This window comes from Actinomadura sp. KC345, assembly GCF_004348515.1.
Taxonomy (GTDB): domain Bacteria; phylum Actinomycetota; class Actinomycetes; order Streptosporangiales; family Streptosporangiaceae; genus Spirillospora.
In genome coordinates, this window is sequence record NZ_SMKH01000242.1 from 1 (window position 1) to 12,791 (window position 12,791).

The 12,791-nt window shown below is 68.4% G+C and carries 14 protein-coding genes and 1 pseudogene; 9 read left to right on the plus strand and 6 right to left on the minus strand.

What is annotated here, in order from left to right:
• Both E1281_RS29915 and E1281_RS29920 read right to left on the minus strand, forming a co-directional pair.
• Nucleotides 1–460: response regulator transcription factor (locus E1281_RS29915; protein ID WP_131883069.1), on the minus strand; the 460-nt coding region annotated here is incomplete at its 3' end.
• Nucleotides 457–1,695 carry a histidine kinase gene (locus E1281_RS29920; protein ID WP_131883070.1) on the minus strand — a complete coding sequence of 413 codons (1,239 nt, stop codon included), beginning with the start codon at nt 1,693–1,695 and terminating at the stop codon, nt 457–459. The genes E1281_RS29915 and E1281_RS29920, both read right to left, overlap by 4 nt.
• Before the next feature lie 456 nt (nt 1,696–2,151).
• On the opposite strand from E1281_RS29920, the gene E1281_RS29925 reads away from it, so the two are divergent.
• Together E1281_RS29925 and E1281_RS29930 are read left to right on the plus strand one after the other, a co-directional pair.
• A complete protein-coding gene (locus E1281_RS29925; RefSeq protein ID WP_243717557.1) occupies nt 2,152–3,087 on the plus strand; it encodes a type II CAAX endopeptidase family protein in 936 nt (311 codons plus the stop codon).
• A gap of 263 nt (nt 3,088–3,350) precedes the next feature.
• Entirely contained in the window at nt 3,351–3,530 is a 180-nt protein-coding gene (locus E1281_RS29930) for a hypothetical protein (protein ID WP_243717558.1), read from the plus strand.
• A 168-nt stretch (nt 3,531–3,698) separates the two neighbouring features.
• Here E1281_RS29930 and E1281_RS29935 read toward each other — a convergent pair whose 3' ends face one another.
• Nucleotides 3,699–4,382 carry a LysR family substrate-binding domain-containing protein gene (locus E1281_RS29935; protein WP_243717560.1) on the minus strand — a complete coding sequence of 228 codons (684 nt, stop codon included), beginning with the start codon at nt 4,380–4,382 and terminating at the stop codon, nt 3,699–3,701.
• A 54-nt stretch (nt 4,383–4,436) separates the two neighbouring features.
• Between E1281_RS29935 and E1281_RS29940 the strand changes: the two genes are divergently transcribed.
• Complete coding sequence (locus tag E1281_RS29940; protein ID WP_131883072.1) at nt 4,437–4,820, plus strand: DUF5997 family protein; 384 nt, start codon at nt 4,437–4,439, stop codon at nt 4,818–4,820.
• 420 nt (nt 4,821–5,240) lie between these two features.
• On the opposite strand, the gene E1281_RS29945 is transcribed toward E1281_RS29940, so the two are convergent.
• Nucleotides 5,241–5,834, minus strand: coding sequence for a transposase (locus E1281_RS29945; RefSeq protein WP_165959167.1), 594 nt, complete (start codon nt 5,832–5,834; stop codon nt 5,241–5,243).
• Nucleotides 5,759–6,307, minus strand: a complete 549-nt coding sequence (locus tag E1281_RS29950) for a winged helix-turn-helix domain-containing protein (protein WP_131883073.1) — start codon at nt 6,305–6,307, stop codon at nt 5,759–5,761. The genes E1281_RS29945 and E1281_RS29950 overlap by 76 nt, the downstream gene beginning before the upstream one ends.
• A 229-nt stretch (nt 6,308–6,536) precedes the next feature.
• Between E1281_RS29950 and E1281_RS42700 the strand changes: the two genes are divergently transcribed.
• The 5 genes and pseudogenes from E1281_RS42700 to E1281_RS29975 form a co-directional block, all read left to right on the plus strand.
• The gene (locus E1281_RS42700) at nt 6,537–7,313 is read left to right on the plus strand and encodes a DUF2637 domain-containing protein (RefSeq protein WP_279433663.1); all 777 of its coding nucleotides are present in this window, start codon (nt 6,537–6,539) and stop codon (nt 7,311–7,313) included.
• Nucleotides 7,314–7,761: 448 nt separating this feature from the next.
• On the plus strand, nt 7,762–8,682 hold the full coding sequence (locus tag E1281_RS29960; protein ID WP_131883075.1) for a cation diffusion facilitator family transporter: 921 nt from the start codon (nt 7,762–7,764) through the stop codon (nt 8,680–8,682).
• A gap of 5 nt (nt 8,683–8,687) precedes the next feature.
• On the plus strand, nt 8,688–9,062 hold the full coding sequence (locus E1281_RS29965) for a BlaI/MecI/CopY family transcriptional regulator (protein ID WP_131883076.1): 375 nt from the start codon (nt 8,688–8,690) through the stop codon (nt 9,060–9,062).
• Entirely contained in the window at nt 9,059–9,949 is an 891-nt protein-coding gene (locus E1281_RS29970; protein WP_243717564.1) for a M48 family metalloprotease, read from the plus strand. The genes E1281_RS29965 and E1281_RS29970 overlap by 4 nt, the downstream gene beginning before the upstream one ends.
• Before the next feature lie 140 nt (nt 9,950–10,089).
• A pseudogene (locus E1281_RS29975) lies at nt 10,090–10,872 on the plus strand (hemolysin family protein); the annotation flags it as partial.
• A 182-nt stretch (nt 10,873–11,054) separates the two neighbouring features.
• Here the strand turns inward: E1281_RS29975 and E1281_RS29980 are convergent.
• Nucleotides 11,055–11,510 carry a TerB family tellurite resistance protein gene (locus E1281_RS29980; protein WP_131883078.1) on the minus strand — a complete coding sequence of 152 codons (456 nt, stop codon included), beginning with the start codon at nt 11,508–11,510 and terminating at the stop codon, nt 11,055–11,057.
• Between the two features lie 439 nt (nt 11,511–11,949).
• Here E1281_RS29980 and E1281_RS29985 point away from each other — a divergent pair, with 439 nt between their 5' ends.
• On the plus strand, nt 11,950–12,534 hold the full coding sequence (locus E1281_RS29985) for a YbhB/YbcL family Raf kinase inhibitor-like protein (protein WP_243717566.1): 585 nt from the start codon (nt 11,950–11,952) through the stop codon (nt 12,532–12,534).
• Nucleotides 12,535–12,791 lie beyond the last annotated feature (257 nt).

A 12,791-nucleotide genomic window follows, 5' to 3' on the forward strand; every position in this document is an offset into this window, starting at 1 on the left:
CGGTGGAGGGGCGTAGATGCCCGGCGAAGCGGCCGATCAGCGCGCGGGTGACGACGGGCGCCAGAAGGGATTCGCCGCGCGCGACGGTGCGTACCGCGTTGATCAGTTCGGGGGGTGAGGCGTCCTTCAGCATGAAGCCGCTGGCGCCTGCGCGCAGAGCCTCGTACACGTACCCGTCGACGTTGAAGGTCGTGACGACAAGGATCTTCACCGGGCTGGAGGATTCGGGGCCCGCCAGGCGGCGGGTGGCCTCGATTCCGTCGAGCAGGGGCATGCGGATGTCCATGACGACGACGTCCGGGTTCAGTTCCTCCGTTCTCCGGACCGCCGCTCGGCCGTCCCCGGCCTCGCCCACGACCTCCATGTCGGGCTGGGAGGACAGGATCGTGACGAAGCCGGCGCGCACCAGGGCCTGGTCCTCGCAGACCAGTACCTTGATCGGAGCAGGGGGGACGCTCACGCGGTACCTCCCGCGGGGATGCGTGCGTGCACGTGGAACCCGCCGTCCGGACCGGGCCCCGCCGTGAACTCGCCGCCCAGCATCTCCACCCGTTCTCGCAGCCCGGCCAAGCCGCGGCCTCCCGAGACGTCCGGGCCGCCGTCGCGGAGGGCGGAGGACGCGGGCGCCCCGCCGGGCGTCCCAGCGGTGGTGACCTCGACGTCGGTCCAGTCGGGAGTGTGCGCGAGCCGCACCAGTGTCCTCCGCCCGGCGGCGTACTTCACGGCGTTGGTCAGCGATTCCTGCACGACGCGGTACGCCGTGAGCTGGGCGCCTATGGCCATGTCCTCCTGCTCCCCGTCCTCGACCAGCTCGATCGGCTGGCCGGCCGTTCTTATCTGCTCCACCAGATCAGGCACCCGGCCCGGCATCGGTGTCAGGTCCGAGGGCGCCGACTCGCCGGTCGCCTCAAGCACGCCGAGCAGGAATCGGAGTTCGGCCAGCGCGCGGCGGCCGGTGCCGTTGATCGCGCCGAGGGCCTCGGTGACGCTCTCCGGCGACTCGGTGAGGTACTGCGCTGCTCCGGACTGCACCACCATCGCGGTCACATGGTGGGTCACCACGTCGTGCAACTCCCGGGCCAGGCGGCTGCGTTCCGCGGCGATCGCGGCCTGAGCGAACAGGTACCGTCGCTCGGCCTCGCGCGCCTTTCGCCCGCGGACCATGGCACCCAGCCCGAACGCCACCCCCAGGACGATGTAGAAGAGCAGGTAGTCGGTCAAGCCGGCAGGTGAGCCCAGCTCGTGCAATGCGATGGCGAAGACCAGGTAACCGGCCGTCGCCACTGCCGCCACGACCCGCCGGAGGCGGTTTTGATGGGCGCCCGCGGAGTACAGCGCGATGTACAGCCCCAGGCTGCCGAAGCTCGGCGGGCAGCCCAGGCACGCGTACACCGCGAAAGAGGTCCCCGCCAACGCCAGGCAGGCGGCCGGCCAACGGGTACGCACCGCCATCGGCAGGGTCATCCCCAGCGTCAGCAGCACGCTCGCGACGGAGGCGGGGCGGGTGGGAAGGTCTCCGAACTGCGGCGCGACCTGCGACAGCGGCGCCGCGAACGACAGCAGCGTGAAAACGAGCGCGAGTTCACCGTCCCTGGTGGCGGTAGAGCGTGAGCTCCACCAGCACCACAGCGAACGGAGCCGAACGGTTGCGGCGGCTACCAGCCGCGCACGTGCGAAGGCACCGCCGTCTCGCATGTTCGATTCCGCCCTGGCCCGGGAGGGCTGCGTCCCGGGACGGACGGCTCCCGGCCGTTCAGTGCGGAGGACGTGATCCGTCGGTGCAGGCGATGCCGGGCCCGATGGTTCATGACCTGCCTGGTCTTCCATCATCATTCACGATCCGGTAGGTACGAGCGCCGAGTGGTACGAGAAACGGGATGTGGTCGGCGGCTCACTCCCATTCGGTACGCCCGTCCGGCATCCGCACCACGCGGCACCGCACTGCCGAACGGACTCGCACAGTGAACGTAGCGTCCCGTGCCGGCTTCGGCGTCCTCCCAGAAGAGGGCGGCGGGTAGCTCGCTCGGGGGACCCGCGGACGCGGCAAGTGCTTACTCGCTGGTGACTACCCACCGTGTTCGCCGGCCGTAGCTTCTCGGTGTCGAGAGCGGCGGCCACCCGCAGCGAGCGGGGGCCCTTGAGGAGGAAGCTATGACATCCAGCGACCAGCAGTCACCGCGACCGGCCGGTGCCGGTGTCCACCCGACCGGCTCTACCGAGAAGGACGCCGGGCGCCCCCCGCGGTGGGCGGCGTCAGCGTGGGTTCGCCTGCCGGTGCTGTTCGTGCTGATGCTGGTCGTGACCTCGATCATCAGTGCCATCAACGGCGCCGCCGACGCCACTCCGCTGACCGCCCTGATCGCCGGGGTGGCCTGTGGCGGGCTCGCCCTGGCCGGTTATGTCTGGGCGGTGCGTTACCTGGAGGGCCGCCGCCCGCTCGGGGAGCTGGCCCCCGCACAGGCCCGGCATGGACTGCTCCGGGGCGCCCTCCTCGGCCTGGGCCTGTTCACGGTCACCATCGCGCTCGTCGCGTTGTTCGGCGGCTACAGCGTCCACGGCTGGGGCTCGATCGGCGGCGCGCTGACCACGCTGGGGGTCATGGCCGGTGTCGCGGTCGTCGAGGAACTGGCCTTCCGCGGCGTGCTGTTCCGGGTGCTGGAGGAAAAGACCGGGACGTGGGGCGCCCTGGCCGTCTCAGCGTTCTTCTTCGGCGGCCTGCACCTGGTCAACGAGGACGCGACGATCTGGGGAGCCCTGGCCATCGCCATCGAGGCCGGGCTCATGCTCGGCGCGATCTATGCCGCCACCCGCTCGCTGTGGTTGCCGATCGGCGTGCACCTGGCTTGGAACGTGGCCGAGCAGGGCATCTTCGGCACCAGCGTCTCCGGCTCGGGAACCGGCGCCGGCGGCCTGCTGGACGCTTCCGTCGGCGGCCCCCCGGCATTGACCGGCGGTGCCTTCGGCCCCGAGGCCAGCATCTTCGCCATCCTGGTGTGCATCGTGCCCACCGTTTTGTTCCTGCGTGTCGCCAAGCGGCGCAACCGGATCCACACCCGCGCCGAACTGGCCCGGGCAAAGCGGCACTGACGTCGGCCGCACCATCGAGAACCGGCGAGTCCAGGGGCGTGCAGCCAGGCTGCACGCCCCCGCACGTTCCCGCCATCGGAGCCGGTCCGGGCGCAGCGGTCCGCCGACGTCGTAGGAGTTGATCTCGCCGGCGGCCGCGCGGGACGTCGGTGACATGACACACCCGGCCCGACTTGCTTAACTATGGACGATCTTGTCGCTACTGTCGTATGCCAGCGTCGGCGAAGCGGTCACCGGAGGTAGCGATGAGGTCCGGACGGTGGATGCTCATCGCCTGGCTGATCATAGGAGCGCTCGCCGCGGGACAGCGCCACTACTACACCCAATTCGACGGCAGCTGCGCCAGAATCGCCACGATCGGAATCACCTTGGCCTCTGGACCGCTCAACTACATCGGTCTCAATCCCACCGCCGCCTGCAATGTTCCCCAGCCGAGCAAATGACAATGTCGGGCTCTAAGAGCGCGTCATCGCGAGGCCCCTTGACGGTGCCTTGAGCTTCCCCCCATGCGCGTACACCCGGATGTTCTCCCGGTTTCCGGTCGTGTGCGAGTCAAATGGCGGAGGGCTTCACCATATTGGCGGGGTGTTGTCGGTGAGCGTGAACTCTCGTCAGCTCCGGCGGCGCTTCTGGCGGCGGCGCTTGGAGTCGGGGTGCTGTTGCGGTGGCTTCCTACGGGCGGGCTGTTGCCGGGGATTGCGGCCACGGGAGCTGTTGGGGGTGCGGCCGCGGACGATGCCGATCAGTTCCTCCATGAGGTCGGTCGTCACGGCCTCGAGCCAGGCCAGGCCGATCTGGGACTGAGGAGCGTCGGTCACGGTTCGGTAGGTGAGGTCCTTGCGGTGGTGGAGGCGTGCCAGAGACTGCGGGAGCAGCAGGACGCCGGTTCCCGACGCCACCAACTCGATCGCGCCGACGGTGCTCTCAGGACGGGTGAAGGCAGGTTGCCCGGGGCGGTCGTCCCAGGTCAAGACCTCGTCGAGCGGCTCGAACACGTCGTCGTCGGCGAGATCGGCGAGCTGAACCTCCTCCGCTGCTGCCACCGCGTGATCCTTCGGCACCACGACCACGGTCGTCTCCCGGTACAGCGGGATCACATGGAGGGCCTCGCGGTCGACGGGCAGGCGTACGAACCCCGCGTCCACGCCACCGCTCCGCAGCAGGGGGACGACCTCGGCCGCCGGCATCTGCAGCAGGCGAAGCGGCACATCCCGGACCCGCTCGGCCCACACCCCGGCCCATTTCCCGGGCGTCACGCCCGGCACGTAGGCCAGCCGGAACTCACTATCGGTCACTCGGCCACCCTAGTCACGTCCAGACGATTCCCTTCCGCTGGCTACCCTTGGGGCATGGGCACGTCCAAAGCCAAGACCTCGCAGACCATGAAGTCCGCGACCGCGGCCAAGAAGCTGGAGATCCTGCTGTCGGCAGCACCTGCCGAGTTCCAGGAAGGTCCCGTCTCCCGGGAAGAATTGAACGCGCTCCAAGCCGACCCGCCCTCATGGCTGGCGACCCTGCGCCGTGAGGGCCCCCACCCCCGCCAGGTCGTCGCCGCCAGGCTCCGCATCTCCATCTCGGGTCTGGCCCGCGCCGGCATCACGGGCACCCTCACCACGGCCGAGATCGAGAACCTGAAGGCCGAAAGGCCCGACTGGCTGGAACGCGAGCAAGCCGTCCAAGCCGAAGTCCGCAAGGAGGAACTCCGCCTCAAGCGGCAGCGCGCCAAGGCCTGACTCGCGTGACGCCCCCGTCCGCGCGCACCGCCGCCCCGCTGCGATGGCGAGCGCGAACGAGGAGCCCTCCGTCGCGGCGCGCAGGCTCAAGCCGCACCCGAGGCTGGTGATGAGCATGCCCGGAAGCACTCCGGCCGCGTACCCGTCGCCCGGCTCCACGCCCCACAGTACGGACGATCCTGGCCAACCCGCGCTACACCAGGCGGCAGGTGCGGAACCGTCAGCCTTCCGAGCGTGATCTGATCGATCCGTCCAACGACCCGACCCTCTCGGGCGCAAACCAGGCACCGAGGGGCACTCTGGAATGCCCGAAAACAGCCGGTTATATCCAAACTGTGTGTCCGAGGTCGAACACGAACCTTCTGCCTATATCGCACTTCCCCTGGGCGAAGTGCCACTAGAGAGCTTCAATTGTTGGTGTTACCAGAGTGGTAGGTGGGTGTGGGCGAGAAGGCCGTTGAGCAGGTTGGGCCGGTGCTGGATACGTTTCAGGCGGGTCTTGATGAGCCGCATGAGCTGGTCGATGGTGTGTTTGGCGAGGTTGGCCAGGGATCTCTTCAGGTGTGACCAGATGCCCTCGACGGGGTTGAGTTCTGGTGCGTACGGCGGCAGGTGGAAGACGGTCAGCCAGTCCCGGGCGGCGATGTAGCGGCGCATCCGGGCCGAGCGGTGGGCGTTGAGGTTGTCCCACACCAGGACGATCGGTGCGCCGAGTTGCTGGTGAGCGGCATCCAGCAGGCGGATGTAGTCGCCTTCGTCCAGGCCCTTCTTCTCGTGCTTGCGGCCGTGGTAGGCGTGCGTCCGGTAGATCAGGCGGGGACGCCGGCCGGGTTTGACGGCCACGAGGGCGGCGAGGGAGACACGGTGCGTGCCGCGGGAGGTGACGCGCACCACCGGTGTGCGTCCACGCCGTCCCCAGGTGGTGGCTTTGGGCGGCCTCAGCCCCTGGCCGGCTTCGTCTTCGAAGCAGATCCAGGCGCCCAGGTCCGCCGCGGTCTGCCCACCGTCGGCCACACCTCCGCCCGCCAGTTCTGGACCTGCTGCTCGTCGCGTTCGGTGGCACGGCGGGACGGGGCCTGCACGCTCCACCCGATCCGGTGCAGCAGCACGTCCACACCGGCCGGGGTGTAGGAGACCGCGAACAGCTCCCAGATCACCTCGCCGATCCGCTCGAGCGTCCACCGCTGATCCTCGGTCCAGCCGTGCGCGGCCGGACCCAGCTCCAGCGCCTCCTGCAGGCATGTGAGCTGCTCATCGGTCAGTTTGCACCTGGCGCCGCCGGCGCCCTTGGACACCAGCGCGGCCGTCCCGCCCGCCTGCCAGGCCCGCCGCCACCGGTTCACCGACATCCGCGTCACCCGGAACCGACGCCCGATCTGCGCATCCGACAGCAAGCCCTGCTCGAACAACCCGGCCGCCTCCAGCCGCAGCGACTCCCGCCGCGCCCGCCCCTCGGCGGTCAACCCGCCGCCCTCGCCATACCGCATCCATCACAGGTAACCCACCCCAACCCGACAGACCAGTAACCGACAAGACACGTTCGGTAACTCTAACTATTGAGGCTCTCTAAACACCGCAGCCCTGGTCGACGAGGCTGAGGACTGATCGCCCGTGGCCAGCACAGCGTCTTCTAGGGGAGACCGGGTGATCCGGTGGGCCTCCACGGTCAGCGTCATCGTGTTGGCCGGAATCGCCGCAGTGATCAGCTACAAGCACATGTATCAACTGGTGCTGCGGTACGGGGAAACGTCCTGGACGGCGGCGCTGCTGCCGGTGAGCGTGGACGGGATGATCGCGGTGGTCTCGATGTCGCTGCTGGTCGACTCCCGGCAGGGTCGCCGCAGCGGCATATTGCCGTGGACGTTGCTGGTGCTGGGCAGTACCGCCAGCCTGGCCGCCAATGTCGCCGTCGCCGAGCCATCGGTGGTCGGCCGGCTCATCGCCGCTTGGCCGAGTTGCGCGCTCATCGGTGCATATGAGTTGCTGATGCGGCAAATTAGACATACCGCTGTGGAGGGACTTGTCGAGCACGATAGCACTGACCCAAGAGCTACCTCAGAGAGGGCGCATAGGGTTCATGAACCCGTTCCTGGGGTCTCCGCGCCGACTGGTAGTTCTCCTGAGAATTCTCATCAGGATCTGCGCCTGAACATGGCGTTCTCGGGTGAACGTGTAAGGAAGTCAGCCTCCCGGCCCAGGTCCTCAGGGAAGTCACGCAGAAACCGTTCGATTGAGCTCATGCGCTCATCGGAACCGTCCCAGGAACCAAATGGTGATGACAGGGCGCGAGCACGGCACTCGTCTCTTGTGGAAGGAACGGGCGATGTTGACATCCAGCAACGCGCGTGGTGCTGGGCGGTGGCCAATCGTACGCCGGAGGGAGATCTGCCGCCAGGGAAGGTGATCGGCGGCCAGTTCGGGCGCAGCGAGCGCTGGGGTCGCTTGGTCAAGCAAGCCGGCCGTGCAGGGCGACTCGACGCTGTCGCCTCATAGAAGGTGATGCTGCTCGGTGAACCTCCCCAGGCCTGAGCTTCCCACCTTGGGCGACTCGTTGCCGGAGATCGCTCCGGCCGGTGAGGTGGTCTCTGAACGCTTCGGATGTTGGTGCTCCGTGACGGTCGGGGAGTCTCACATCGAATATTCAGACAGGGAGAGGCCGTGGGAGCGCAGGCGTTGCGCAGAAGGGGCTGGACGGTCACGCCTGCTGGTCCGAGCCGCGCGTGGACGCCAAGGTTGGCCCCGTCCGCAGGGTACTTCAAGGCGCCGATGAGGGCCGTGCTGGGCACGGGCGGAAACGCGGCATACGTTCCGCTGTTCTGCTACAAGTGTAGTTAGAACGATCTCGCGCCGACCGAGACGAGTTGGATGGTTGGTTTCGAGTCACGGCGCAGCAGTTTCGTTGGAGAAGGCGCCGGGACGGACCGATGCACCAGGGGGGTATGTGAGCGCCGAAGGAAGTACGAAGGCCGTGGTCACCGCGCTGGTGGCGAACCTGGGGATCGCGGTCACCAAGTTCGTGGCGTTCGCGCTGACGGGCTCGTCTTCGATGCTGGCCGAGGGGATCCACTCGGTGGCCGATTCCAGCAACCAGGCGCTGCTGCTGATCGGCGGGAAACGTGCGCGGCGGCGCGCCACCGAGGAGCATCCGTTCGGGTATGGGCGAGAACGCTATATCTACGCGTTCATCGTGGCGATCGTGCTGTTCAGCCTGGGCGGGCTGTTCGCGCTCTACGAGGCGTGGCACAAGATCAGTGACCCGCATGGGATCACCGAGTGGCACTGGGTGCCGATCGTGGTGCTGCTGGTGGCGATCGCGTTGGAGTCGATGGCGCTGCGCACGGCGGTCAAGGAGTCCAACCGGGTCCGGGGCAAGGCGGGCTGGGTGCAGTTCGTACGGCGGTCCAAGTCCCCTGAACTCCCGGTGATTCTCCTGGAGGACGCCGGTGCGCTGGCCGGCCTGGTGTTCGCGCTGGTCGGTGTCAGCCTGACCCTGATCACCGGCGACGGTGTCTGGGACGGAATCGGTACGGCAGCGATCGGCGTCCTGCTCACGGCCATCGCGGTCGTGCTGGCCACCGAGGTCAAGAGCCTGCTGATCGGCGAGTCCGCCACCGCCGAGCAGGTGCGCCTGATCCGGGACGCGATCGTGCAGGGGCGGGATGTTCCCTCAGTGATTCATATGCGCACCATGCATCTGGGTCCCGACGAACTCTTGGTGGCCGCGAAGGTCGCCGTGGATCTGCAGGATGACGCCCGGGAGGTCGCCGAGGCCATCAATGATGCCGAAGCCCGGATCCGGGAGGCCGTGCCCATCGCGCGGCTGATCTACCTGGAGCCCGACGTCCTCCGCACAGAGGGGTGAGGCCGGTGTCGCGCAGCCCATCGCGCAGGCCGCTGGGACAGCTGGAGGCTGAGGTGCTCGCCGCGCTGGCGGCGCTGGGCGGGGCGGCCAGGACGGCGGAGCTGGTGGCACGGTTGGATGGCGAACCGGCGTACACGACGGTGAACACCGTCCTGCACCGGTTGCACGAGAAGGGTTTCGTCTCGCGGGCCCGGGTCGGCCGACACTACCTTTACCGGCTCGCCGTGGACGAGTCGGAGCTGGTGGCGGACCGGATGCATGAGCATCTGCGCCACGCGAACGATCCGGTCAATGTGCTGAACCGGTTCGTCCGGACACTCAGCAGTGAGGAGGCACGCCACCTGCGCGAGATGCTCAAGGGCTCGGGGGGCGGCGGGTGAACTGGTTCACCGTTGTGCCGCTGGCGGTCATGCTGGCCTTGAGCGCGGTATTCGGCCTGGTGCCGTTACCGCTGCATCCGTCCTGGTCTGCGCGGCTGCTGGCCACCACCTGCGCGATGACCGTGGTGGCCGCGCTCGGCACCGGGTTCTTCGTGTCGGTCAACTATGCGGCGACGCTGGCGCCTGCCGCCGCCGCGCACGTCCCCGAATGGGCGCTGTTCGGGGACGACAGGCCGGTCCCGGACATGGTGGGGGTCCCGGCGGTGCTGCTGACCGGCGCCGCGTTGCTGATCACTGGCCGGACCGCCGCCGGATGGATGGCCGAACTGCGGACCGCGCGGGTACAGGCGAGGGAACCGCTGGAGACCGACGTTCCGATCGCCGTCGCGGTCCCGGGGCGGCACGGCGGAGTGCTGCTGTCACGGGGATTGCTCCGCGGGTTCACGGCCGACGAACTCCACGTGGTGTTCCAGCATGAATCGTCTCACCTGCGCCACCACCACCACCGCTATACGGCGTCCGGCGCCCTGGCGTCCGCGCTCCTGCCGCCATTGCGGCCGTTGGACGACCGGCTGCGGCTGTCGGTCGAGCGGTGGGCGGACGAAGACGCGGCCGAAGCGGTGGGTGATCGCGCCTTCGTCGCCCACACGATCGCCAAGGCCGCCCTCGCGCACCCGCGCACCACCGGGCCCGCCGCCGCGTTCGCCGAGTCCGGGGTCGTGCAGCGCGTCGAGGCGCTGCTGGACGCACCGCCCGGCCGGAACACGGTCACGGGTCCGCTGCTGTTCATGGGCAACGGCTTCGTCACCAGTTCACTGACCGGTGCGACCCTCCACCTGGACCACGCCGCCGCAGCCTGCCTGCTGCAACTGCTGGCCCTGCACTGACGAACGATCTGGGCATTTCCCGGTGGCCGGGGTGTGGTGCATACCGTCCGTCGACGGCCATCCGTTCGGCCGCCATCATCTACAAGTGTAGTTTGTCGTGCGGGACGATCTCGTGAGAGTTGTATGGCGGAGGGCCTGTCATGGGGGACTACTGGCTGAACATTGCACTCGTCGCGGTGCTGGTCCTGTTGAACGCGGTGTTCGCGGGAAGTGAGATCGCACTGATCTCGCTGCGGGAGGGGCAGGTGCGGCGGTTGGACCGGCGGGGAGGCGCGGCCGCGCGCAAGCTCGTCCGGCTGGCGCGGGACCCCAACCGGTTTCTTGCCACCATCCAGGTCGGGATCACCCTGGCGGGATTTCTGGCTTCGGCGACCGCCGCCGTTTCGCTGGCCGAGCCGCTGGTGTCTCCGCTGGACTTTCTGGGCGGCGCCGCCGACGCGGTGGCCATCGCGCTGGTGACGGTCGTGCTGACCTTCATCACCCTCGTGCTGGGGGAGTTGGCGCCCAAGCGGCTGGCCATGCAGTTCGCTGAGCGGTGGGCGCTGCTGGTCGCCCGTCCACTGGACGTGCTGTCGATGGTGTCGCGTCCGGCGATCTGGGCGCTGGGCGCGTCTACCGACGTGGTGGTGCGGGTGCTCGGCGGTGATCCCCGCGCCGACAAAGAGCAGCTCAGCCCCGAGGAGTTGCGGGACATGGTGTCCGCGCACCGGGGATTGAACGCCGAGCAGCGGCTGATCATCTCGGGTGCGCTGAATGTCCAGGAGCGCACGCTGCGGGAGGTGCTCGTCCCCCGCCGGGAGGTGTTCACCCTGTCCGACGACCAGCCGGTCGGACGCGCCCGCACCGTCCTGGCCGACGCGGGCCATTCCCGCTGCCCGGTGATCGCGGGCGGGGAACTGGACGACGTCGTCGGCGTGGTGCACCTGCGTGCATCTGGACTGTGCAGCGGAGATCTCGGGCTCGCCGCGCCGCGGCTGAGCGGCACGACGGTGGTTCCAGCGCGGCCGTGGCCTGCACGGCTACTACGGGAGTGATGGCGGGCCGGGCTCGGGGCCCAGCGGCAGCACGTGGTACCCCGGTCAGCCAGGCAAGCGAGCGGGTGTGGTCAGAGTTCGAATTCGGTGGGGGCCAGGCCCACAGCGTGGCAGGCCTCGCGGACGACGGCCTTCTCGTTGTCGTCGAAGTTCCCGTCGGCGCCGCCGATGACGATGCCGATCTGGATGACGGCACGGGCCTCGTTAGGCTTCTTCTTCACCTTGGCGATGTCCTGCAGGACGCCGACCTTGCCGAAGTCGAAGTCGGCGGTGAGCTTGTCGATGTAGCCGTTGAAGCGCTGCTGCAGGTCGGCGGCCGGGAAGTTCTGGAGGACCTCGTTGGAGGTGATCAGTGATGCGGTCCGCTGCCGTTCGGACGCGTCGACGGAGCCGTCGGCGGCGGCGACCAGCGCGCACATCGCCATGCTCGCGTCCCGGAAGGCGCCGCTCTTGAGGTCGTTCTTCTTCGCCATGAGCTGGGTCTGCATGGTCTGACTCGACTCGCGTAGCTTGTCCCAGAAGGCCATCGGCGATCTCCCCTTTTGTCAGCCGCCGTATCAGATTCACCGGCGATCTTCTACGAGTGTAGTAGCAGTTTCTCTTTGCAGCGGCCGACCGAAGTCGTTTCCCGGTCAGGCGATTCTCCTTGTGGGCGCGCACTCTCGATAATTCAGACGGTGCCCCCTGGTGAGCAGGTTCGGTTGAGAGCTGCTACAGCACCTTTTCACCCCGACTCGCTCCGTGCTCCGGCGCGACGAACCGCCGTCGCCGCGCCGCGACAGGACGGACCATCACTTCGGCTTAGCTACTACACTTGTAGCACTTCGGTCACGGGGCAGCAGGCGAACGCCGATGAAGGAGTCCTGCATCACACCACCCGGCTCGGACGCAGGTCGCCGCCGGCGCACGGGCTCATGGCCGCTCGCGTCGGCGCTCGGGCCGGGGCGTCGAGGGCAAGGGGAGATTGTGATCATCGTGCGGAAGCGCTCGCCTGGCGCGGCCGGGGTGGCGTGTCTGACCCTTGTGCTCGGGATGGCCAGCGGCTGCGGTCTGAGTAGGTTCATCGCGCCCGAGAGCGTGGAGGTCACCGATATGACCGTCACCAGCCCCAGTTTCATGGACACGCATGCGCTCCCCGCCCGCTACGTCTGCGCGGCCCACGGCGGACTGGGCAGGACGCCGCCGCTGCGGTGGTCGGGAGTGGCGCCCGGTTCGACCGCGGCGTTCGCGATCGTGGTCGATACCCCGGACGCCTCGGCGGGAGCCCAGGTGAACTGGGTGATCGTCAACATCGACGGGCACACCCGTGAACTGGTGGAAGACGCGCGTCCGGCCACGGCGGTGGAAGCGGCGAACACCAGTGGTGGCACGGCTTATGCCGCGCCGTGCCCGCGAAGGGGAGACCGGAACCGCTACCGCTTCACGGTCTACGCGCTCAGTGAGCAGGTGCGGTTGGGCCGGGGCGCTCCCTTGAGGAAGGCGCTGGCGGCCATCGCCGAGCGCACGGTGGCACGAGGCCGGATCACGGCGACCTTCGAGGCGGCAGGCTGAAACATCGCAGACCATGTCCAAGCCTGATTGGTTGATCGGCGCGGGTACCGGTGGGGTGCCGGCCACGGAGTGCGCCTCATGGAGATCGTCATGGGGGCGCGGTCGGTAACGGCGGCCGCGCGGCGGGATGGACGCCGGTATGCGCGAGGCCGCCTGGCGAGGGGCTTCGAGCTGTTACAACTGTAGTAACAGAACCGCGAGAGGAGAACTCCATGGGTGTCAGCCTGTCCAAGGGCGGCAACGTCTCCCTGACCAAG

Coding starts and splice junctions, on each gene's coding strand:
- E1281_RS29925 (WP_243717557.1), top strand. CDS start 2,152: ATGACATCCAGCGACCAGCAGTCACCGCGACCGGCCGGTGCCGGTGTC.
- E1281_RS42700 (WP_279433663.1), top strand. CDS start 6,537: ATGTATCAACTGGTGCTGCGGTACGGGGAAACGTCCTGGACGGCGGCG.
- E1281_RS29950 (WP_131883073.1), bottom strand. CDS start 6,307: ATGCGGTATGGCGAGGGCGGCGGGTTGACCGCCGAGGGGCGGGCGCGG.
- E1281_RS29940 (WP_131883072.1), top strand. CDS start 4,437: ATGGGCACGTCCAAAGCCAAGACCTCGCAGACCATGAAGTCCGCGACC.
- E1281_RS29930 (WP_243717558.1), top strand. CDS start 3,351: ATGCTCATCGCCTGGCTGATCATAGGAGCGCTCGCCGCGGGACAGCGC.
- E1281_RS29980 (WP_131883078.1), bottom strand. CDS start 11,510: ATGGCCTTCTGGGACAAGCTACGCGAGTCGAGTCAGACCATGCAGACC.
- E1281_RS29920 (WP_131883070.1), bottom strand. CDS start 1,695: ATGCGAGACGGCGGTGCCTTCGCACGTGCGCGGCTGGTAGCCGCCGCA.